This is a genomic window from Rhizobium sp. CB3090, assembly GCF_029714285.1.
Taxonomy (GTDB): domain Bacteria; phylum Pseudomonadota; class Alphaproteobacteria; order Rhizobiales; family Rhizobiaceae; genus Rhizobium.
Map to the genome: position 1 here is coordinate 545,736 of NZ_CP121662.1, position 19,800 is coordinate 565,535.

Below are 19,800 nucleotides of genomic sequence, written 5' to 3' on the forward strand. Positions count from 1 at the left end.
GTGACGTTGGCCGCCGGGATCGTTCACCCGCAGATTGGGTGAACGATCCCTTGATCGGAAACGCTATTGGCGAGGCAGCCGCCGCCTTGCTTGCGCGGCTTGGGCCAATTCCTCCAGCGTGCGGACGGAAGTCGGCCAATCGATGCAGCCGTCGGTGATGCTTTGGCCATAAACCAGCGCTTTGCCGGGAACCAGATCCTGGCGGCCGGCGACGATATTGCTCTCCATCATCATACCTTTGATACGATGATCGCCCGCCGAAACCTGCTCTGCGACGGAAGTGACCACCAGTGGCTGGTTTTCCGGATTCTTGCTGCTATTGGCATGGCTGGCATCGATGATGATCCGCGGATTAAGGCCGGCCTGCTGAGCCTGTGCCGAGACCGCCTGCACACTTGCGGCGTCATAGTTGGGCTGCCTGCCGCCGCGCAGAATGAGATGGCAATCCTCGTTGCCGCGTGTCGAGGCAATCGCCGCAAGGCCCTCCTTGGTGACGGCCGGGAAATGATGCGGCTGCGAGGCCGCCACGATCGCATCAAGCGCGATCCTTGCATCGCCGTTCGTGCCGTTCTTGAAGCCGACCGGGCATGAAAGGCCCGAAGCGAGCTGGCGATGCACCTGGCTCTCGGTCGTCCTCGCGCCAATCGCACCCCAGCTTACCAGATCGGAAATGTACTGCGGCGTGATCGTGTCGAGATATTCGCAGCCCGCCGGCAGTCCGATTTCGTTGACGTCGACCAAAAGGCTTCTGGCGATACGCAATCCCTCCTCGATACGGTAGCTGCCGTCGAGATGAGGATCGTTGATGAGACCTTTCCAGCCCACCGTGGTCCGAGGCTTCTCGAAATAGACCCGCATGATGATTTCGAGATCGTCGGCGAACCGATCGCGCTGTTCCTTCAGGCGGGCGGCATAGTCTCGTGCCGCGACAGGATCGTGAATGGAGCAGGGGCCGATCACCACGATCAATCGATCATCGTCATTGTTCAGGATGCGGTGAACGGCATTGCGCGTTTCCGTCACGGTCGTAGTGACGGCCTCATCCCGGGGGATCTCCTCTATAATGCGGGAGGGCGAGGTGAGGGCAGTAATCTCGACAATTCGCAAATCATCAGTGGAATTCAACACGGTATCGGTTCCTTTTTGGGGTCATACCGTGCCGACAAAAAAGCCGCCAGGTAGGACTAGCGGCTGTTCGGGTCTATGTCGTTACGTCGATTTTACCTACGCACGGGCCCGCCTCCGCTGAGAGCAGCGGTACGAATAAAATCGCGAGGCATTTGCGTAGGTGAATGACATGCGGCCTCTCTACGACAAAAAAGACGGCTTGTCGATGATGTTGATACATTGGGAGTGCATGATCAGAAGCCTCGCCGCCGGGCAGGCACGGCTTTGATACACGGGAAAGCTTGCAGCCTTATCCCGGTCCTTTATTCTCTGTTATCGCGAAGCCGAACAATGCTCGCGGTCTCTCCGGCTTTTAAACAGCCGAGCCAGTCATGGAATATGAGGGCGGCTACTCGGAAAGACTGGCCCACTTCGCTGGAAGTCGGGCCAGTCCCCATCCGATCAGGGGTCAAGTCAGATCAGATCTCGAAAATGAGCTCTTAGAAGCTACGCTGGAAGCGGAGGATACCGGCCCACTGGTCCTGGTTCACAGAATCGAAGTTGGTGTAGGTAACTTCCGGCTCGATGAGCAGGTTCTTGACTGGGTTGAACTTGAGGTTCGTCGTGGCTTCGAAGATCTTCGAGTCCGTGTAGGCGAGCTGAAGGTTCCACTTCAGCTTGTCGCTGATCTTGTAGCCAACGCCACCCCAAACAGCCCAGTCACCCCAGCCGCAAAGATCGCCACGGCCAACCGGGCAAGCCGATGCGTTCAGGTTCGAACCGGCGTACTGGTTCAGCTTGTCGCCGTCCGTGTTCCAGCCGCCCATCAAGAAGGCCGTGAACGCGCCGAAGTCTGCATCGACGCGAGCCTTGATAGCGCCTTCTTCGACGATCGAGTCGTAACCGCCGACCACCTTGAAGCCGAAGCTGCCAGCCTTGTAGCCAACACCGGCAACAACGTTCGGTGCATAATGGTCAGCCTTGGACTGAACCCAAGCGCCGCCGTAGGAAGAGCTATCCGAACCGGAGTTGGAGTCTTCGAGCGAGATGACAGCCTTGAAGCCGTTGCCTGCATCGTAGTTGTAGGTCAACTGGTTGAGTTCATAAGGGCCGTCATAGACCACGTCGTCGTTGATCACGTCGCCGGCATAACCTGCGAACAGGTTGTACTGCGAATCGAGCTTACCGACGGTGAAGCCAGCGAGGCTGATGTTAGCCCAGAGCAGCTTAGTGCTCGTAGAGCCGCCTTCCTGCCAATCCCAACGGTAGACGGTGTTGGTCTTCAGGGGACCGTACTCGGTGTCCGATGCGGTATCGACGGAAAGCTGAGCGCGAGTATGCCAAAGCGTACCATAGTTGCCGCCCGGACCCGGGTTGTAGGCGTTGTACCACTTGCCTTCGGTACGGACCATGCCGCCGATCTTGAGGCAGGTTTCGGTGCCCGGGATGAAGAAATAACCGGCGCCGTATGCGTCGCAAATGCGGACGTATTCGAGCGGTTCCGGCTCAGCGGCGACGACAGCGTCAGCAGCGTGTGCGCCGGAAACTGCTGCGAGGGCCGCAGCGGAGCCGAGAAGAAGGCTCTTGATGTTCATAAAAACTCCAATCCAATATAGATTGGGCACAGGCCATCGCGCCGAAAAATCGACGTGCCTCACCCTATCCCTGTTAAAAACCCCGACTCGGGAGAAACGGGCCCCACCCGCTTCTGGTCGCTATTAAGAACGATTTCCTGTAAAGTAATATGATATATTTTTCACAGAATGACGTTTTCGTGATTTTTCATTTTTAGTTGCAGGAAAGCCACATCTGCAAATACAGATAGTAAGTTTGCCGTAATATTATCTGCGCAATAATCACTTTGGAGTAGAGAATTGGCTCAGCGCAGGGCTGGCCTTGGAAGACGCGAAAAGTTCGATCCTGAATGTGGGTGTGCTGCACGCAGACCGAAGCGACACCTTCGATGACGTCGCGCACTGGTTTCATGTGCGAGTGAGCTGAGAGCGTCCGATTTGTTTTTGCATGTCGTTTTCGCACCGCTGCACACTTTTGCGCGAGATGCATTAATACAGAGCGGTTCGCTTCGACGTTGGCGATATCAGCTTGCTCAGTACGGCGCCGATCGCGATGCCCCAGAGGCCGCCGCTCATGTCGACGATGATATCCATCGGAGAACCGTAACTTCCATTCGCCACGAAATGCGAGAAGCCGAGCACCGAGACGCTGCCGATCATCAGCAGACAGGTGAAGGAGGGCGACTGCGGATAAGCAAGCCGCGCCAACATGCCCGCAACGCAGAGCGCGCCGGCACGATACATGTTGAAAGGATTGCCAAGTGCGGCTTGCAAATTGAGATGCGCAAGGGTCACGGCAACCAATGCCGCGATGTAGCTCCAAGCGAGAATTTTCAAAAACCGACCTGATATCATGAGGCTATTGTATAGCGATGCCCGACCGAAACTCCAGTCTCTGGCATTTCCTAAAGGTTGTCATGGCTATATTGCGGTGCACACATTTTATGTGTTCAAGAAATATATTGTTGTGCGCAGGGAAAAAGTTAAAGGCGTTGATAGCTAATGTTCTATTAAAAAGGGGCCGGTGGCCGGCCCCTTTCTCGGTCGCGAATTTAACGCTGATCAGATATCGCTCGCGGCGTTCGCCCAGATCTCAGCAGCCTGTGCGGCGGTGACGCGGCGAACTTCGGTTTCGTCGCGGCGGCTGGTGAAGAGCTCGCTGGCCATGATCTGGTCGGCAAGATCGGCCGGCAGTGACAGAAGTACCCGCTGGCCGTCCTTGTGGATGCCGCCGACCTCAGCACGCTTGCCGGTGATCATGCCGCCGGCAACCGTGTTGTTGCTTTCGGGGTCGATCAGGATGAAAGAGCCGGTCGAGCGGTTCTGGTCGTAGGGATCGAAAACCGCAGCTTCGTCGAAGGAGAGGCGGACCTTGCCGATCGCGTTCATCCACAGCGACTGTGCGGGTGCCCAGGCGCCGGTTTTGAGCTCGAGCTGAGCAATCGGCTGCACCTGCACGCGCTGGCGGCGGCTGCCGCTCTTCAGCCAATAGCGCTTGCCGGGTTCGATGCCCTCCGGCTGCAACGCGACGATCTGCGCGTCGAAGGAGAGGCCGGATTGCGGCTGGCTGTCGATGGCGACGATCATGTCACCGCGCGATACGTCCACCTGCCGGTCGAGCACGAGCGTGATTGCGTCTCCTGCGACGGCGGCATTGCGGACGAGATCGAAGGTGACGATCTTGGAGACATTGGCGACCATGCCCGACGGCAGGATCATGACGCTGTCGCCGGGCTTCACCGAACCGCCGGCAACGGTGCCCTGATAGCCGCGGAAGCTTTCGCCCGGCCGCGACACGCGCTGAACCGAAAGGCGGAAGCCGACCGCCTGCGCCGAACGCACGGTGGCGAGTTCCAGCGTCTCGACCAGCGTCGGACCGGTGTACCACGGCATAGCGGCTTGGCCGGAATAGACGACATTTTCGCCCTTCAGCGCCGACATCGGGATGGCGGTGATCTGCTTGACGCCGAGCGACAGAGCGAATTCGCGGAAATCATGCGAAATCTTCTCGAAACCGGCGCGGTCGTAGTTGGTCAGGTCGATCTTGTTGACCGCCAACACGAATTGCTTGATGCCGAGCAGCGAAGCGATCGTCGCATGGCGGCGCGTCTGCTCCAGAATGCCCATGCGTGCGTCGACCAGCAGCACCGCGAGATCGGCGGTAGAGGCGCCGGTCGCCATGTTGCGGGTATATTGCTCGTGGCCGGGCGTATCGGCGACGATGAAGGAGCGCTTGTCGGTCGAGAAATAGCGATAGGCGACATCGATGGTGATGCCCTGTTCGCGCTCGGCCTGGAGGCCATCGAGCAGAAGTGCGAAGTCGGGCAGGCCGAGATCGTTCTGCTTGCCGGTGGAATCGCGCTGCAGCGTGGCGGCTTGGTCTTCCTTGACGGCCTTGGTATCCCAGAGCAGACGGCCGATCAGCGTGGATTTGCCGTCATCGACGCTGCCGCAGGTGATCAGGCGAAGTGGGCGCGAGTCGCGCACCTTGGCGGGCTCGGCGGCCGGCAGGGTGACGGCGTTTGCGGTTGCGGCTGCAGTCATCTCAGAAATATCCTTCACGCTTCTTCTTTTCCATGGAGCCGGATTGGTCGCGATCGATGGCGCGGCCCTGCCGTTCTGAAACCGTGGCGATTTCCAGCTCTGCAATAACGTCTTCGAGGGTGGTGGCAGTCGAGCGGATCGCGCCCGTCAGCGGAAAGCAGCCGAGCGTACGGAAACGGATGACTTCCTCGCGCTTGATCTCGCCGGGCAGCAGTTCGAGCCGCGGATCGGCGGCCATGATCATCATGCCGTCGCGCTCCACAATCGGGCGTTTTTCGGCGAAATAGAGCGGCACGATCGGAATGTCTTCGGCCTGGATGTAGCGCCAGATATCGACCTCGGTCCAGTTGGACAGCGGGAAGACACGGACGCTCTCGCCCTTGCGGATCTGGCCGTTATAGATGTTCCAGAGTTCCGGCCGCTGATTGCGCGGATCCCAGCGATGATCCGGCGTGCGGAAGGAGTAGATGCGCTCCTTGGCGCGCGAGGCCTCTTCGTCGCGGCGGGCACCTCCGAAAGCGGCGTCGAATTGACCTGCGTCGAGCGCCTGGCGCAACGCTTCCGTCTTCATGATGTCGGTGTAGCGTGCCGAGCCATGGGTGAATGGCGTGATGTTTTCTGCCTTGCCGCGCGGATTGATGTGTTCGATCAGGTCGAGGTCGTATCGCTTCACGATCTCGTCGCGGAAGGTGATCATCTCGGCGAATTTCCAGCCGGTGTTCACATGCAGCAGCGGGAAGGGCACGCGGCCGGGATAGAAGGCCTTGCGGGCCAGATGCAGCAGCACTGAGGAATCCTTGCCGATCGAATATAGCATCACTGGACGCTCGAATTCGGCCGCCACTTCGCGGAAGATGTGAATCGACTCGTTTTCCAGCGCCTTCAAATGCGGGTCGAGCGGCGGCTTGGTGCTCTGCGGATTGGAGAGTTCCGTATCCGGACGACTATCAGGCATTTCTAACTCCAGAACTTCAGATAGTTTCGACCGGGAGGCCGGCCGGAAGAATAGACTATTGGTTCCCGGTAGGCTGGCGGCAGGTTCAACTGCGCCTCAAACCGGTGCCGGGAACCGGCGGGAGATGTCACTGTGCAGCGGCTTCCTCATGAAGATGCAGGCCGCATTCGCGCTTCTCATCATTTTCCCACCACCAGCGACCGGCTCTTTCGGGCTCGCCCGGTTTGATGGCGCGAGTGCAGGGTTCACAGCCGATAGAGGGATAACCGCGTTGATGCAATGGGTTCACCGGCACGCTGTTGTCGGCGACATAGGCGCGGATCACATCGATGTCCCAATCGGCAAGCGGGTTCACCTTGATAAGATTGCGCTCGGGATCGTATTCGGCAAAAGGCGTATCGGCACGATTGGCCGACTGACCGCGACGCAGGCCGGTGACCCAGATCGTCGCGCCGGAAAGTGCTCGTGCAAGCGGCTTCAGCTTGCGCACGCCACAACAGGCATGCCGGGCTTCGACGCTCTCATAGAAACCATTGAGACCATACTTCTCGGCATAGGCATCGATGTCGGCCTGTTCCGGCTCGTAGCGGCTGATATGGATGTCGTATTGGGTTTCGGTTTCATCGATCAGCTTGAGCGTTTCCGGAAAAAGACGGCCGGTCTGCAGCGTCGCAACCTCGATCGGCAGGCGGTGATTGCCGATCTCCGCCGTAATGACCTGATCTTCGATCCCGAGAGAGGTTGTAAAGACGGCACGCCCGCCGAGGCCGGCGACCAGAGACAGGCGGCCCGCGAGATCAAGCGCCGCCAACCGGCTGTTCAGCGTTCCGGCTTCTTCGATAAGAGTGATGGCAGTCATGGAGAATCCTGTCCTGAGATTGCTCCGGAGTATTGCAGTTTGTCAGGGGAGCGGACAGAAAAATGGATTTCGAAAGCGAGGGAATAGAGAGCAAATATCTCCATGAAGCCACGCCCATGCGGAAAACCGACCGCCTCGGCTGTTAACCGAGACGTTTTGCCCCTTGAGGCAGGCCGCCATCGCGGCACCGATAAGACTAGTCATATCTAGATGCTTGCATTAATGTCTATAGAAATAGTAGAGTTACACGCCGCTTGTCAAACGGAAATCGGAAGTGATGGCTAAAAAGATGCGGAATGCCGAATTTTGCCCTAAACTGCGGGCATAACAACAGGAATGAAAACAAGGCTGGGTTGCCGGCAAAGCCAGGCTTTTCAGGGTCTGTGTGTTGATGCAGGATTGAAGCTTGGCGAAAGTGTTGAGAGTTCCGAAACGATGTGGCCCGATGTAATCGGATGAGCGCATCTTATGTGTGTGTAAACGGTTCGAAATGATCACTCAGAAAGCAAAATACGCGCTGCGGGCGCTGTCTGCTCTGGCCCAGGCCGAAGCGGGCGAGCCGGTTATGATTTCCGATATTGCGGCGCAGCAGAAAATCCCGAAGAAATTTCTGGAGCAGATCCTTCTCGACCTGAAACATCAGGGCATTGTCATCAGCCGCCGCGGCAAGCAGGGCGGTTATCTCCTGCGCAAGCCGGCAAACGAAATCACCTTCGGCGAGATCCTGCGCATCATCGACGGGCCGATCGCGCCATTGCCCTGTCTTTCCATCACCGCCTATCGTCGCTGCGACGATTGCGACGGCGAACAGACCTGCGAAATCCGCCACGTTTTCGCCAGGGTCGCCGATGCCACTCGCAAGGTCCTGTTCTCGACCACCATCGCCGACGCAGTGGCACTCCCCAATGACACGGAAGTCGCCCGGCTCTTGGCTTGATGAGATTTCAGCCGGCGGCATGCTCCTCGCCAGCTTCCTTCTCGATCGCTCGCCGCGCCCGAATCGCCGCTGCGATGAAAACGCGCGACAGGCCGTGATAGAGCGGTTCGCGCGATAGGAGGCGCGAGGTGACATAGCCGATCATCGATACCGCCATGATCGGGATGACGGCCTGGTGATCGCCAGTCATTTCCAGGATGATGACGAAGGCCGTCATCGGTGCCTGCACGACGCCTGCGAAATAACCTGCCATGCCGAGGATCGCAGCCAGCGCGATGCTGCTGCCGATAAGCGTGCCGACCGTGCTGCCGAAACCGGCGCCGACGGCAAGGGAGGGCGCGAAAATGCCGCCCGGAATGCCTGATATCATCGATAGGAAACCCGCCAGCAGCTTTTCGATAAAGAACAGCTGGGGCAGGGCATGTCCCTCCACGGCGCCGCGCGCCTGAGCATAGCCGGTGCCGAACGTGCTGCCGTCGGACGTGACGCCGATGGCGGCCACCGCGAGGCCGCAGCAGCCGGCGAGTATCAGCATGCGCGTGAGGGGCTGGGGCTGGGCCCATCGGCGGATGCGTATGCCGGCATAGAGCGCAAAACCGCTGAAAGCCGCCCCGAGCGCGCCCCCGCCGACACCGCAGATGAAGACGAGGCCCCAATCTGCAAGTGCGGCCGGCGCTGCATTGGCCGTGCCGAAATAATTGTAGCTGCCGGAAAGCCCGAGGGCAGCGAGGCCGGAGAGAATGACCGCAGTGAGCACCAGACCATTGGCACGCGATTCATAAGTGCGGCTCATCTCCTCGATGGCAAAAACGATGCCGGCGAGCGGCGTGTTGAAGGCTGCCGCAATGCCTGCCGCGGAGCCGGCAAGGATCAAGCCCTTGGCCTGCGCCATGCCGCCGAAGCGGGCAACCGCCAGCATGAAGGAGGCGCCAACCTGCACCGTCGGTCCCTCGCGACCGATCGAAGCGCCGCAGAACAGCCCGAGAATGGTCAACATGATCTTCCCGAAGGCAAGCCGAAGCGACAGCAGCTTCGTGCGGTCTTCTTCATGATGCAGATGCCGTGCTGCGATCGCCTGCGGAATGCCGCTGCCTTGAGAATTCGGAAATAACGTCGCCGCAAGCCAAGCCGAGAGCACGAAACCGAGCGGCGTCAGCACGAGCGGCAACAGCCAGGTCCATTCCCCGGAACTCGTCACTCGGGCGAAGGCGTGCTGCGCCAGATCGGCGAATTTGGCAAAACCGACACTGATCACGCCGATTGCCAGGGCTCCCGTCCAAAACACCAGCCGCGGCCGCCAAAGACGGATCGAACCCCAAAAAACGCGAGAACGGCGGAGGAGTTTGGATTTGCGGTAGATAGGATGCATGGATTTCGGACCGGACGCACTATTCATTTAAAATTCGGCAATTTGGGTCCGAATATCTAACCGTCCGATAAAGCTCACGATAGTCAAACTGTGTTACGGCCGTTCACGTCAGGCCGGCATTTGACTTTGGTCGATCTGCAAATAAAATGCATCGCAATTGCAATGCGCGAGGTCTGCCATGAAATCCGCTTCCATCCCATCGCTGCGCGTCGATCCGGAACTGCGCACGGCCGCCGAAAGCGTCCTCAGGGAGGGGGAGACGCTTTCCGCATTCGTCGAAAGTTCCCTGCGCGCTCAGATCCATCATCGGCGAACGCAGGAGCAGTTCATTGCACGTGGATTGGCGGCAAAGGATGAAGCGAAGCGGACAGGCATTTATTATAACTCGGGAGATGTTCTGGAAATGCTGACTGCCAAGCTTGCGAAGGCAAAAGCTTCCGGACAAAAATGAAATATGCAATCCGCTACACCGCCGCGGCGTTCGAGGATTTCGATCGCCTGTACGATTATCTGATCGCAAAGGATATCGATCTTGCCGAGAGAGCTCTTGAGGCCATTCAAAAGGCGATCGAGCTGCTTGGCGATTTTCCCTTCACCTGTCGCAAAGTATCGGCCGATAATTCCTTTCTGCGCGAACTGATTATCCCTTTCGGTTCTTCCGGTTATGTTGCTCTTTTCGAAATTGAGAATGACACGACAGTGACCGTCCTCGCTGTCCGGCATCAGCGGGAAGAGGATTACCACTAAGCCATCGACGTTTACCGATCGCTTACCGCCCAGCGCGGGTTGATCCAGGGCTCCTGGTTCGATCGCGCCAGCCTTGGCTTGCCGAGAATATGGTCGGCAGCTTTTTCGCCGGTCATGATCGAAGGACCATTGAGATTGCCGTAGGTGACGTGCGGGAAGATGGAGCTGTCGGCGACGCGCAGGCCGTCGACGCCGATGACGCGCGTGTCCGGGTCGACCACAGCCATGGGATCGTCTTTCGAGCCCATCTTGCAGGTGCCGCAGGGATGATAGGCGCTCTCCAGATGCTCACGTAGGAAGGCGTCGATCTGATCGTCGGTCTGAACGTCGGGGCCGGGCTGGATTTCCGGGCCGCGATATTCGTTGAAAGCCTCCTGCCCGAAGATTTCGCGCGTGAGCCTCACGCAATGGCGGAATTTTTCCCAGTCCTCCGGATGGCTCATATAGTTGAAACGGATGAGGGGATCGGCCTTGGGGTCCGAGGAGCGCAGCGTCACCGTGCCGCGTGATTTCGATAGGTTATAGCCGACATGCGCCTGGAAACCGTGGCTCTTCGCTGCCGCCTTGCCGTCATAGCTGATGGCGACCGGCAGGAAATGATATTGGATATCGGGCTGTTTGATCCCGGGCGCCGATCGCACGAATGCACAGGCCTCGAACTGGTTGGAGGTTCCGAGGCCGGATTTGAAAAACATCCATTGCGCACCAGCAATGCCCTGCATGTACCAGGGCAGCCAGGAATAGAGCGAAACCGGCTTCAGGCTGGTCTGCTGGAAATAGAATTCCATGTGGTCCTGCAGATTGGCGCCGACGCCTTGCCGGTTCACCTTCACCTCGATCCCCATTTCCTGCAGATGCGCGCCTGGGCCGATGCCGGAGAGCATCAGCAGTTTCGGCGAGTTGAAAGAGGAGGCCGAGACGATGACCTCGCGGTTCGCCTTGACGATCTCGACCTTGCCGCCGCGCTCGATTTCGACGCCCGTCGCACGGCCGTTTTCGATTACGACCTTGTGGGCGAGGCAACGGATCAGTTGGACATTCGGCCGTTTCAGCGCCGGCTTCAGATAGGCCGTCGCCGCAGACCAGCGCCGGCCGGCCCATGTCGTCTGCTCCATCAGGCCGAAGCCTTCCTGCTTGCCGCCGTTATAGTCCTCGGTCGCCTCGAAGCCCGCCTGCTTGCCGGCTTCGATAAAAGCATGGAACAGCGGATTGCGGGCATCGCCGCGCCGGACATGCAAGGGACCGTCTGTCCCGCGCCAGCCCTCTTCACCGCCATGCGAATGCTCCATCCGCTTGAAATAGGGGAGTACATCGGCATAGGCCCAACCTTGCGCACCGAGCTCTTCCCAGCGGTTGAAATCCTCCGCATGGCCACGGACATAGACCATGCCGTTGATCGAGGACGAGCCGCCGATGACCTTGCCGCGCGGCGCGGTGATCCGTCTGTTATTGAGCTGCGGCTCCGGCTCGGAGAGATAGCCCCAGTTGTAGCGGTTCATGCTCATTGGCCAGGCAAGCGCTGCCGGCATCTGGATGAACGGGCCGATATCGCTGCCGCCGAATTCCAACACGATGACCGAATGCTTGCCATCCTCCGACAGCCGATAGGCCATGGCGGAGCCGGCTGAGCCTGAGCCGATGATGACGAAATCTGCTTGCATTTTTGTCTCCGGAATTCTTGGGCACGTCAGGGGCGGTGTTGAGGGTTCTCCCTTCTCCCCAGCGGGGAGAAGGTGCCCGAAGGGCGGATGAGGGGGATCGCCGCGATGCGGCGATCATTCTGAGCGAAAGCGAAGAATACCCCTTACGGTGCAACGCCCCCTCACCCCGCGCCTTCGGCGCGACCCTCTCCCCGTTGGGGCGAGGGTGTTGTTCAATAAGGTGCCTGCACCGGGCTCATCCCCACATAGACCGTCTTCAGCTCGGAATAGTGCTCCAGCGCGGCCAGCGAATTTTCGCGGCCGAAGCCGGATTGCTTGGAGCCGCCGAAGGGGATTTCGACCGGGCAGAGGTTATAGGTGTTGATCCATAGAGTGCCGGCTTCGAGCTGGTCGACGACGCGATGGGCGCGGGTGAGGTCGGCGGTGAAGACGCCGCCGGACAGGCCGAATTCGGTGGCATTGGCGCGAGCGATCACCTCTGCCTCGTCGTCGAAATCCAGCACGCACATGACAGGGCCGAAGATCTCTTCGCGGGCGATGGTCATATCGTCGGTAACATCCGCGAAAACGGTGGGCTGCACATAGTAGCCTTCTCCGGCGACATTGTTGGGAATGCCGCCGCCAGCAACGAGCGTTGCGCCTTCCGCCTTGCCATTCTCGATGTAGGAAAGCACCTTCTCGCGCTGTGCCCAGGACACCATCGGGCCGATCTGTGTTGCCTCATCCATGGGATCGCCGATCATCATGGCCTCCGTGCGTGTCTTCAGGCGCTTCAGGAATTCGGACTTGATCTTCCTGTTGACGAAGACGCGTGTGCCGTTCGAGCAGACCTGGCCGGTCGAATAGAAATTGCCGAGCATGGCGCCGCCGATGGCGCTGTCGAGATCGGCGTCGTCGAAGACGATCAGGGGCGACTTGCCGCCGAGCTCCATGGTGACGTGCTTCAGGCTTCCCGCGGCGGACGCTGCGACCTTGCGGCCGGTCGGAACCGAACCCGTCAGCGACACCTTGGCCACATCAGGATGGTTGATGAGCAGCGGTCCGGTTTCGCGGTCGCCCTGAATGACGTTGTAAAGCCCCTTCGGCAGGCCGGCCTCGATCAGGATCTCGGCGATCTTCAACGCGCCGAGCGGCGTGTTTTCGGAAGGCTTGAACACCATGGCATTGCCGGCCACCAGAGCCGGTGCGCCCTTCCAGCAGGCGATCTGCTGCGGATAATTCCAGGCACCGATGCCAACGCAGACGCCGAGCGGCACACGCTTGGTATAGGCAAAATCGCCGCCGAGCGGGATATAGGAACCGTTGAGGCCGGCTGCCGCAATGCCGCCGAAGAATTCGAAGCTGTCGGCGCCCGAGGTCGGATCTGCGACGATGGTTTCCTGGATTGGCTTGCCGGTGTCGAGGGTTTCCAGTTCGGAAAGCTCGCGGTTGCGTTCGCGCATGATTTCTGCGGCGCGCTTCAGGATGCGGCCGCGCGCCGTCGGGCTCATCGCCGCCCATTCCGGCTGCGCCCGTTTGGCGCTGGCGATCGCTCTCTCGACGATGGCGGGAGTTGCCGCATGCAGCCGGGCGATGACTTCACCTGTTGCGGGATAGATGCTTTCGATGGCGGTGCCGTCGGTATCCTCGACATATTCCCCATCGATGAAATGCGAGGCTTTCGGCTGGGCTTTGAGGGTCATTTTATCTGTCCTTTTGAAGGGCGGCCTTTTGGGAAAGCGGCGCAAGCAGGGCGTTGATGTAATCTTCCGTAAGCGCGATCGAAGCTTCGATGCTGATCGGCGCCGATCTCAGACTTTGACGGATATAGAGACCATCGATCATCGCGGCTGCGCCCTCGGCGATACGTTCTGCGTCTTCGCATGGACATAGCGCCTTGAGGTTGGCAAGCAGATTGGAGCGCAGCCGTCTCGCGTAGATCACAAGGAAGCGGCGCGTCTCCTCGGAGCGTTGCGCCTCGGCATAGAAGGCAAGCCAGGCGGCAATCGTTTCCGGCGCGAATTGATCGGCCTGGAAACTGACGCGGATGACGGCGGACAGTTTTTCTCGCGGCGTCTTTACCGCGCTCAGCGCCGTCACCACGCTGTCGCGCAGCCGCTGTAAGTGACTCCTGACTGTCTCGATCAGTAACTGTTCTTTGCTGCCGAAGTAGTGATGGGCGAGGGCTGGAGATACCCCCGCCTGCTTGGCAATTTCGGACATGGTAACGGTCAGCGAGCCGTGATCGCCGATCACGCGCATCGCTGCATCCACAAGCGCCTTGCGGCGCACCGGTTCCATTCCGACTTTCGGCATACATCACCTTGGAGTTTGCGGCATTGTATTTTTGATTGATTGATCAATCAAGAAAAAAGTGATGGCCGATTTGACCCACGTCAGAATCGGCTGCCTATTTCCGAGATACATCCTGTATCATGCCCCGGGAACCAGGAGGTGCAGTCATGGTCAACGCTCTGGATGAAGTTCCGCCATCCGCCATGCGGGACAAGTGGGGATGGTTCGTTGCGCTCGGTATATTCCTGCTGATTTGCGGCGGGATCGCACTCGGCAATCTTTTCATCGCCACGATCGTATCGATCTATTACATCGGCCTGCTGATGCTGATCGGCGGGGTCATTCACCTGGCACACGCCTTTCAGGTCCGTGGATGGGAGCATATTCTGTTCTGGGTGCTGAGCGGCCTGCTCTATACGCTCGCCGGCATTCTTGCCTTCGCCAATCCCTTGCTCGCCTCCGAAGCGCTGACGCTGTTTCTTGCCGTCGCATTGCTCATTGCGGGTACGTTTCGTGTCTGGGTCGGCCGCAAGGTAAAGCCGGAACGGGGTTGGGTATGGATTGTCATCGGCGGGGTGGTGACGGCACTCGCCGGCATTGCCATCGCTGTCGGTTGGCCCGTCAACAGTCTCTGGGTGCTCGGCATGTTCCTGGCGGTCGACCTGATTTTTCAAGGTTGGACGCTGATGGCTTTCGGCTTCGCTCTCAGGTAGTAGCGGCGGGTAAGAAGAGGAGTAACGAACTACTACTTTTTGACAAGAGGCGTGAGCGGCGTTACTGTTTGAAAGGCTCTGCGGAGGACGGAGTGGCGCTGGCTGACGTAACGGCAGGCGCAGTTATCTGAGCGTACGCGTCCATCAAGACGCACCTTCGAAGCTCCGACGACATACATTCGAATATATCTCCAGCAAACAGTTTTTTCTTAAGAACTAAAAAGGGAGAAATATCATGCCGATGGTAACGGTTTCCATATCTCCGCTTCAGGCTGCGGGCATCCGCGCCGCCGTCGACACGGGAACATATGCTTCGAGCAGCGAAGTTGTGCGCGAGGCTTTGCGCATGTGGGATGCCGCTCGCAAGCGCGGTGAGATCTGCGATGTGCCCCGCGCAGCCAATGATCCTGAAAGTGTGGCGAAGAGCAGCCGCTGCGTTGCCGACATGTTTGCTGATTACGAGGCGGAAAAACGCCGGCACAACTGAGCGGCGAACGCAGCAACTGTCATAACATAGTCGGGCCGCCCTGCCTCGGGGCGGCTTATGGTTAATGCCCTTTAACCATTCACGAAACTTTCACATCCGGGAAAGATTTCCTTGACGCTTGTGACGCATCTTGGGCCGAAAACGCGCCAAATCCAAGTTTACTCAAAAACTTAGATCAAAAATTCTTAAGTGGAGATGGGCATGTCCCTGACCGCCGCCATCGAGCCGGGCGTATTGCGCCGGTATGCCAGCGACCAGATTGTCACGCTTGCTAAACTCGTTATCGAAAATGCTTTCCAGCCGATCGTCGAGGTGGGTACCGGCACGGTTTTCGGTTATGAGTCCTTGATGCGCGGGCAAGAACGCATCGGCTTCGACAGCCCGATCCAAATCCTCGATGAAGCCGAGCGCACCGGCCAGCTCTTGGGACTGGAACAGATGATAATGAGCCGGGCGCTGGCGAAATTTGCGACCCTTGCCAATACGAGAACCGCGACCCTCTTCCTCAATCTCGACGTCCGGCTGATCCCGCAGGGCGAAATGCTGGTCGACGGTTTGCTGCAACACATGAAGAAGGCCGGCATCGGGCCGTCCTCCGTCTGCTTCGAATTTTCCGAGCGCTTCGACAATACCAGCGTGCCGGAATTCTGCGATCTGGTTGCCAAAATGCGCGGTGCCGGCTTCAAGCTGGCGATCGATGATTTCGGTGTCGGTCACGGCGAAATGAAGCTGCTATCGGACTATCCGGTCGACTATCTGAAGATCGACCGGCATTTCGTCTCCAATATCGATCGCAACGCCCGCAAACGCCATATTCTCAGAAACCTGGTCCATATCGCCCATGTCCTTGGCACGCGCGTCATCGCTGAAGGCATCGAGACCGAGGCGGAGTTCCTGATCTGCCGCGAATTCGGTGTCGATCTCGTCCAGGGCTGGTTCATTGCCCGTCCGACGACGCTGATCAACGAGCTGAAACCCGGCTTTCCGCATCTGCAGGATCTCGGCAAAATGGCCCGCAACAGCCAATCGCTGGATGAAATCCTCATCCGCAAGCAGATCGAAGTATTGCCGACCATCCGTGACAATGACAGTATCGACAGCGTTTTCGAACTCTTCCGCCGCAATCCGCGGCGTGCCTATTTCCCGGTCGTCAACGCCAATGGCGAGCCGCGCGGCATCATCCATGAATACAGGCTCAAGGAATATATCTACCAGCCCTTCGGCCGCGACCTGTTGAAGAACAAGGTCTACGAACGTTCGATCTCGCATTTCGTCGGGATGGCGCCGATCGTCGGGCTGGATTCCGACGCCGATACGCTGATGACGATCTTCGCCAATATGGAAAGCAGCGATTGCCTGATCGTCACCGAGGGCACGCATTATGCCGGCATCGTCTCGGCGGCCTCGCTGATCAAGGTCATCAACGAAAAGCAGCTCAAGATCGCGCAGGATCAGAACCCGCTGACCGGCCTGCCGGGCAATCGCGCCATCCATGATTTCATGCAGAATGCCGGGCGCGACGGCGACGAGATCCGGCATTTCTGCTATTGCGATTTCGACAATTTCAAACCGTTCAACGATGCCTACGGCTTCCATCTCGGCGACCATGCCATTTCGCTGTTTGCGGGGCTTATGCGGCGTTATTTCTTTGCCGAGCGCCATTTCCTTGGTCATGTCGGCGGCGATGATTTCTTCATCGGCGTGACCGGTTGGCGTGTTGAGGAACTACGGGAAGCTCTGGACCGGCTGCTTGCAGATTTCCACGCCGAGGTCCTGGAATTGTATTCGGCGGAAGACCGCGCCGCCGGCCGCATCCGCGGGCACGATCGCAGCGGCGCGGAAGCGCTGTTTCCGCTGATGCGTTGCTCCATCGGCATTCTCGAACTGCCTGAAGGGCTGGTGATCGACAATATCAATCGCGTCAGCACCTCGATCGCCGGCATCAAAACAAGGGCGAAGGAAGACGAAACCGGCATTGCCTTCCTGAGCCTGGGCGAGACGAATTGACGCCCTCCTATACCGGCTTCTTTTCAATCGGCATGCGCTAAACTATCTCCATTGCTTTGCTGGGAGAGGAGAGTGAGTCATGCCCTTGCCGTCTGAAATGCGTTTTGTGGATTTGCCGTCCTTCGGCGCTCCCGAGGTGATGACGATCGCCCGCAGACCGCTGCCGGTGCTCAAGGACGGTGAAATCCTCGTTCGCGTCGAGGCGGCCGGCGTCAACCGGCCGGATGTAGCCCAGCGCCAGGGCACCTATCCGCCCCCAAAGGACGCAAGCCAGATACTTGGCCTGGAAATCGCCGGCGAAGTTGTCGATGTCGCGCGCGGCGTTACGGAATTTGCCATCGGCAACAAGGTTTGCGGCCTCGCCAATGGCGGCGCTTATGCCGAATATTGTGTTCTCCCCGCTGGCCAAGCCTTGCGATTTCCGAATGGCTACGACGCCGTTCGCGCGGCAGCACTGCCCGAGACGTTCTTCACTGTTTGGGCCAATCTCTTCCAGATGGCCGGCCTCACCGAAGGCGAAAGCGTCTTGATCCATGGCGGTTCCAGCGGCATCGGCACCACAGCAATCCAGCTTGCCAAAGCCTTCGGCGCCACCGTCTATGCCACCGCCGGCTCGAAGGAGAAATGCGAAGCCTGCGAGAAGCTCGGCGCCAAGCGGGCCATCAATTATAAAGAGGAGGACTTTGCCGAGGTCATCAAGGCGGAAACCGGCCATGGGGTCGATGCCGTTCTCGATATGATCGGCGCCGCTTATTTCGAGAAGAACCTTACCTCGCTCGCCAAGGACGGCTGCCTGTCGATCATCGCCTTCCTCGGCGGTGCGGTGGTCGAAAAGGCCAACCTGCAGCCGATCATGGTCAAGCGCCTGACGGTAACGGGATCGACCATGCGCCCGCGCACGGCGGAAGAAAAACGCGCCATCCGCGACGATCTCCTTTCCCAGGTCTGGCCGTTGCTCGACGAAGGCACTCTCGCGCCCGTCATCTACCGCACATTTGCGTTCGAGGACGTCATCGAAGCGCACAAGCTCATGGAAACCGGCAATCATATCGGCAAGATCATGCTGAAGCTCGCTTGAGGGTTAGCGACATCGCAATGGCGACAAGGCCGGGCAGGGCCATCAGCGCATAGAGCCATGTGGCGGCCGACAGGCCGCCAGAGACGCCGCCTGGATCGGCAAGACCGGCGCCGTTGACGATGACGCCAGCAAGCGAAGAGCCGAAGGCGCCACCCAGCGACTGAACCGTCGAAATGGCGGCCGACGCCTTGTCTTGCTCGGCAGGGCCGACAAGACCGATGACCTTGGTCACCAGATGCGCCCAGCCGAGACCGACGCCGAAACCCATCAGGAACATGGCGACGATAGCCGGGCCGAGCAGAACAAGATCGCCGGACGGATTGTCTCTCGCCAGAAATGGGATGAGTGATGCGGTGGCCGCAGCTTCAAGTATGCAGCCCACGATGATTGCCGCACTCGCCCGCTTTCCGGAAAACGGCGCGCTGAGAAAGGCCGCGAAAGTCCAACCCAGCGCGACCAAAGCGACCAGATAGCCCGAAACCAAGGGTGCGACGCCATGGAGCGTCTGAAGGAAATACGGAATATAGATATCGCTGGTCAGCACCATCATCATCGTGAACATCGTCAGATAGAGTCGGGATATCGGCCGGCTGAGCATGACCGCACCCTGCGGCAGAAGCCGGCTAGCGCTTTTTCGTTCGACGGTGAGCATGGCGGAAACGGACGCTATTGAAATGGCGATGAGTATGATCTTGCTCGACATATTTCCGGTGGTTCCGGCGAGGCTTACCAACAAGACCGCGCCAAGCAGAAGGGCAATCTGAAGGAACGGCGTCTTCTGTTGCGCTCGATCATCCTCGACGCGCGGCAGCAGCCACCGGGCCGAGAGGGCCATGAGGCATGCCAGCGGCACGAGAATGACGAAGGCCTCGCGCCAGGCGCTGCCTTGGGAAAACAGCCCACCCAATGTCGGCCCGAGCACCGTCGCGACACCCCATATGGCGGCGTAAAGCGTCGACGCTTTCCGCCATAGCGGCTCTGGATAGACGAAACGGATGAAAGCATAGCCAAGCGCACCCAGCATGCCGGCGCCGAAGCCTTGTACGGCGCGTCCGGCAAGCACGACCTCTATCGTGGGTGCCATGGCGCAGATCAGGTTCCCCGCGCCGAATATCAGCGCTGCCGCGATATAGACCGCCCGCAGGCCTATGCCTCTCGGCCGTGTCGCAACGGTGATCGAGCCGAGAACGCCGGCCGCGACGAACAGCGTGGTCATCCAGGAAAATAGCTCAAGGCCGCCGATATCGCGAACGACGGACGGCGCGATCGTCGCGGTGATGTAGGACTCGACGGCATAGAGGACGACGCCACCGCCGAGCATCAAGGTTGCCGGCAGAAGCTGGGGTGAGAAGAGGGTAAAGATGGAGGTGGAGTGGGACGTATCTGCATTTTGGATACTCGACATCGGATGATCCCCGGCATTTTCCCTAGCGATTAATTATTTTCCAAGTTATAAGTTGGAAATTACATCGAGCCAAAATTAAAACA

Annotated in this window: 18 protein-coding genes; 7 read left to right on the forward strand and 11 right to left on the reverse strand. The window is 59.0% G+C overall.

Annotated elements, in window-relative coordinates:
- Positions 1–63: 63 nt before the first annotated feature.
- From QA646_RS02665 to QA646_RS02690, 6 genes are all read right to left on the reverse strand, one after another.
- Positions 64–1,128, reverse strand: a complete 1,065-nt coding sequence (locus QA646_RS02665) for a 3-deoxy-7-phosphoheptulonate synthase (protein ID WP_283057422.1) — start codon at positions 1,126–1,128, stop codon at positions 64–66.
- A 479-nt stretch (positions 1,129–1,607) separates the two neighbouring features.
- Positions 1,608–2,702, reverse strand: a complete 1,095-nt coding sequence (locus tag QA646_RS02670; protein WP_283057423.1) for a porin — start codon at positions 2,700–2,702, stop codon at positions 1,608–1,610.
- A gap of 468 nt (positions 2,703–3,170) precedes the next feature.
- On the reverse strand, positions 3,171–3,518 hold the full coding sequence (locus QA646_RS02675) for a hypothetical protein (protein WP_283057424.1): 348 nt from the start codon (positions 3,516–3,518) through the stop codon (positions 3,171–3,173).
- Between the two features lie 225 nt (positions 3,519–3,743).
- Positions 3,744–5,225 carry a sulfate adenylyltransferase subunit CysN gene (gene cysN / locus QA646_RS02680; RefSeq protein WP_283057425.1) on the reverse strand — a complete coding sequence of 494 codons (1,482 nt, stop codon included), beginning with the start codon at positions 5,223–5,225 and terminating at the stop codon, positions 3,744–3,746.
- A 1-nt stretch (position 5,226) separates the two neighbouring features.
- Positions 5,227–6,180, reverse strand: a complete 954-nt coding sequence (gene cysD / locus QA646_RS02685) for a sulfate adenylyltransferase subunit CysD (RefSeq protein WP_283057426.1) — start codon at positions 6,178–6,180, stop codon at positions 5,227–5,229.
- A gap of 127 nt (positions 6,181–6,307) precedes the next feature.
- Entirely contained in the window at positions 6,308–7,039 is a 732-nt protein-coding gene (locus QA646_RS02690) for a phosphoadenylyl-sulfate reductase (protein WP_283057428.1), read from the reverse strand.
- A 490-nt stretch (positions 7,040–7,529) separates the two neighbouring features.
- Here QA646_RS02690 and QA646_RS02695 point away from each other — a divergent pair, with 490 nt between their 5' ends.
- Positions 7,530–7,976 carry an Rrf2 family transcriptional regulator gene (locus QA646_RS02695; RefSeq protein ID WP_283057429.1) on the forward strand — a complete coding sequence of 149 codons (447 nt, stop codon included), beginning with the start codon at positions 7,530–7,532 and terminating at the stop codon, positions 7,974–7,976.
- Positions 7,977–7,983: 7 nt separating this feature from the next.
- On the opposite strand, the gene QA646_RS02700 is transcribed toward QA646_RS02695, so the two are convergent.
- Positions 7,984–9,345: a chloride channel protein gene (locus QA646_RS02700; RefSeq protein WP_283058949.1), complete on the reverse strand. Its 1,362-nt coding sequence runs from the start codon at positions 9,343–9,345 to the stop codon at positions 7,984–7,986.
- A 178-nt stretch (positions 9,346–9,523) separates the two neighbouring features.
- Here QA646_RS02700 and QA646_RS02705 point away from each other — a divergent pair, with 178 nt between their 5' ends.
- Positions 9,524–9,796 (forward strand): YlcI/YnfO family protein, encoded by a 273-nt coding sequence (locus QA646_RS02705; RefSeq protein ID WP_283057430.1) that lies wholly within the window; start codon positions 9,524–9,526, stop codon positions 9,794–9,796.
- Entirely contained in the window at positions 9,793–10,092 is a 300-nt protein-coding gene (locus tag QA646_RS02710) for a type II toxin-antitoxin system RelE/ParE family toxin (protein WP_283057434.1), read from the forward strand. Before QA646_RS02705 ends, QA646_RS02710 begins: the two co-directional genes overlap by 4 nt.
- 11 nt (positions 10,093–10,103) lie before the next feature.
- On the opposite strand, the gene betA is transcribed toward QA646_RS02710, so the two are convergent.
- From betA to betI, 3 genes are all read right to left on the reverse strand, one after another.
- On the reverse strand, positions 10,104–11,753 hold the full coding sequence (gene betA / locus QA646_RS02715) for a choline dehydrogenase (protein ID WP_283057435.1): 1,650 nt from the start codon (positions 11,751–11,753) through the stop codon (positions 10,104–10,106).
- Between the two features lie 212 nt (positions 11,754–11,965).
- Positions 11,966–13,435 carry a betaine-aldehyde dehydrogenase gene (gene betB / locus QA646_RS02720; protein WP_283057436.1) on the reverse strand — a complete coding sequence of 490 codons (1,470 nt, stop codon included), beginning with the start codon at positions 13,433–13,435 and terminating at the stop codon, positions 11,966–11,968.
- Between the two features lies 1 nt (position 13,436).
- Positions 13,437–14,048: a transcriptional regulator BetI gene (betI, locus tag QA646_RS02725; RefSeq protein WP_283057437.1), complete on the reverse strand. Its 612-nt coding sequence runs from the start codon at positions 14,046–14,048 to the stop codon at positions 13,437–13,439.
- Between the two features lie 146 nt (positions 14,049–14,194).
- Here betI and QA646_RS02730 point away from each other — a divergent pair, with 146 nt between their 5' ends.
- From QA646_RS02730 to QA646_RS02745, 4 genes are all read left to right on the forward strand, one after another.
- On the forward strand, positions 14,195–14,740 hold the full coding sequence (locus tag QA646_RS02730) for an HdeD family acid-resistance protein (RefSeq protein ID WP_283057439.1): 546 nt from the start codon (positions 14,195–14,197) through the stop codon (positions 14,738–14,740).
- A gap of 235 nt (positions 14,741–14,975) precedes the next feature.
- On the forward strand, positions 14,976–15,227 hold the full coding sequence (locus QA646_RS02735) for an amino acid ABC transporter (RefSeq protein WP_283057440.1): 252 nt from the start codon (positions 14,976–14,978) through the stop codon (positions 15,225–15,227).
- A 201-nt stretch (positions 15,228–15,428) separates the two neighbouring features.
- A complete protein-coding gene (locus QA646_RS02740; RefSeq protein ID WP_283057441.1) occupies positions 15,429–17,234 on the forward strand; it encodes an EAL domain-containing protein in 1,806 nt (601 codons plus the stop codon).
- A 79-nt stretch (positions 17,235–17,313) separates the two neighbouring features.
- On the forward strand, positions 17,314–18,312 hold the full coding sequence (locus tag QA646_RS02745; protein WP_283057442.1) for an NAD(P)H-quinone oxidoreductase: 999 nt from the start codon (positions 17,314–17,316) through the stop codon (positions 18,310–18,312).
- On the opposite strand, the gene QA646_RS02750 is transcribed toward QA646_RS02745, so the two are convergent.
- Positions 18,293–19,717: an MFS transporter gene (locus tag QA646_RS02750; protein ID WP_283057443.1), complete on the reverse strand. Its 1,425-nt coding sequence runs from the start codon at positions 19,715–19,717 to the stop codon at positions 18,293–18,295. The genes QA646_RS02745 and QA646_RS02750 overlap by 20 nt on opposite strands.
- Positions 19,718–19,800 lie beyond the last annotated feature (83 nt).

Bases quoted from the DNA above. Each gene is read 5' to 3' on its own strand.
- QA646_RS02670 (WP_283057423.1), bottom strand. From the start codon at position 2,702: ATGAACATCAAGAGCCTTCTTCTCGGCTCCGCTGCGGCCCTCGCAGCA.
- cysN (WP_283057425.1), bottom strand. From the start codon at position 5,225: ATGACTGCAGCCGCAACCGCAAACGCCGTCACCCTGCCGGCCGCCGAG.
- cysD (WP_283057426.1), bottom strand. From the start codon at position 6,180: ATGCCTGATAGTCGTCCGGATACGGAACTCTCCAATCCGCAGAGCACC.
- QA646_RS02690 (WP_283057428.1), bottom strand. From the start codon at position 7,039: ATGACTGCCATCACTCTTATCGAAGAAGCCGGAACGCTGAACAGCCGG.
- QA646_RS02695 (WP_283057429.1), top strand. From the start codon at position 7,530: ATGATCACTCAGAAAGCAAAATACGCGCTGCGGGCGCTGTCTGCTCTG.
- QA646_RS02700 (WP_283058949.1), bottom strand. From the start codon at position 9,345: ATGCATCCTATCTACCGCAAATCCAAACTCCTCCGCCGTTCTCGCGTT.
- QA646_RS02705 (WP_283057430.1), top strand. From the start codon at position 9,524: ATGAAATCCGCTTCCATCCCATCGCTGCGCGTCGATCCGGAACTGCGC.
- QA646_RS02710 (WP_283057434.1), top strand. From the start codon at position 9,793: ATGAAATATGCAATCCGCTACACCGCCGCGGCGTTCGAGGATTTCGAT.
- betA (WP_283057435.1), bottom strand. From the start codon at position 11,753: ATGCAAGCAGATTTCGTCATCATCGGCTCAGGCTCAGCCGGCTCCGCC.
- betB (WP_283057436.1), bottom strand. From the start codon at position 13,435: ATGACCCTCAAAGCCCAGCCGAAAGCCTCGCATTTCATCGATGGGGAA.
- betI (WP_283057437.1), bottom strand. From the start codon at position 14,048: ATGCCGAAAGTCGGAATGGAACCGGTGCGCCGCAAGGCGCTTGTGGAT.
- QA646_RS02730 (WP_283057439.1), top strand. From the start codon at position 14,195: ATGGTCAACGCTCTGGATGAAGTTCCGCCATCCGCCATGCGGGACAAG.
- QA646_RS02735 (WP_283057440.1), top strand. From the start codon at position 14,976: ATGCCGATGGTAACGGTTTCCATATCTCCGCTTCAGGCTGCGGGCATC.
- QA646_RS02740 (WP_283057441.1), top strand. From the start codon at position 15,429: ATGTCCCTGACCGCCGCCATCGAGCCGGGCGTATTGCGCCGGTATGCC.
- QA646_RS02745 (WP_283057442.1), top strand. From the start codon at position 17,314: ATGCCCTTGCCGTCTGAAATGCGTTTTGTGGATTTGCCGTCCTTCGGC.
- QA646_RS02750 (WP_283057443.1), bottom strand. From the start codon at position 19,717: ATGTCGAGTATCCAAAATGCAGATACGTCCCACTCCACCTCCATCTTT.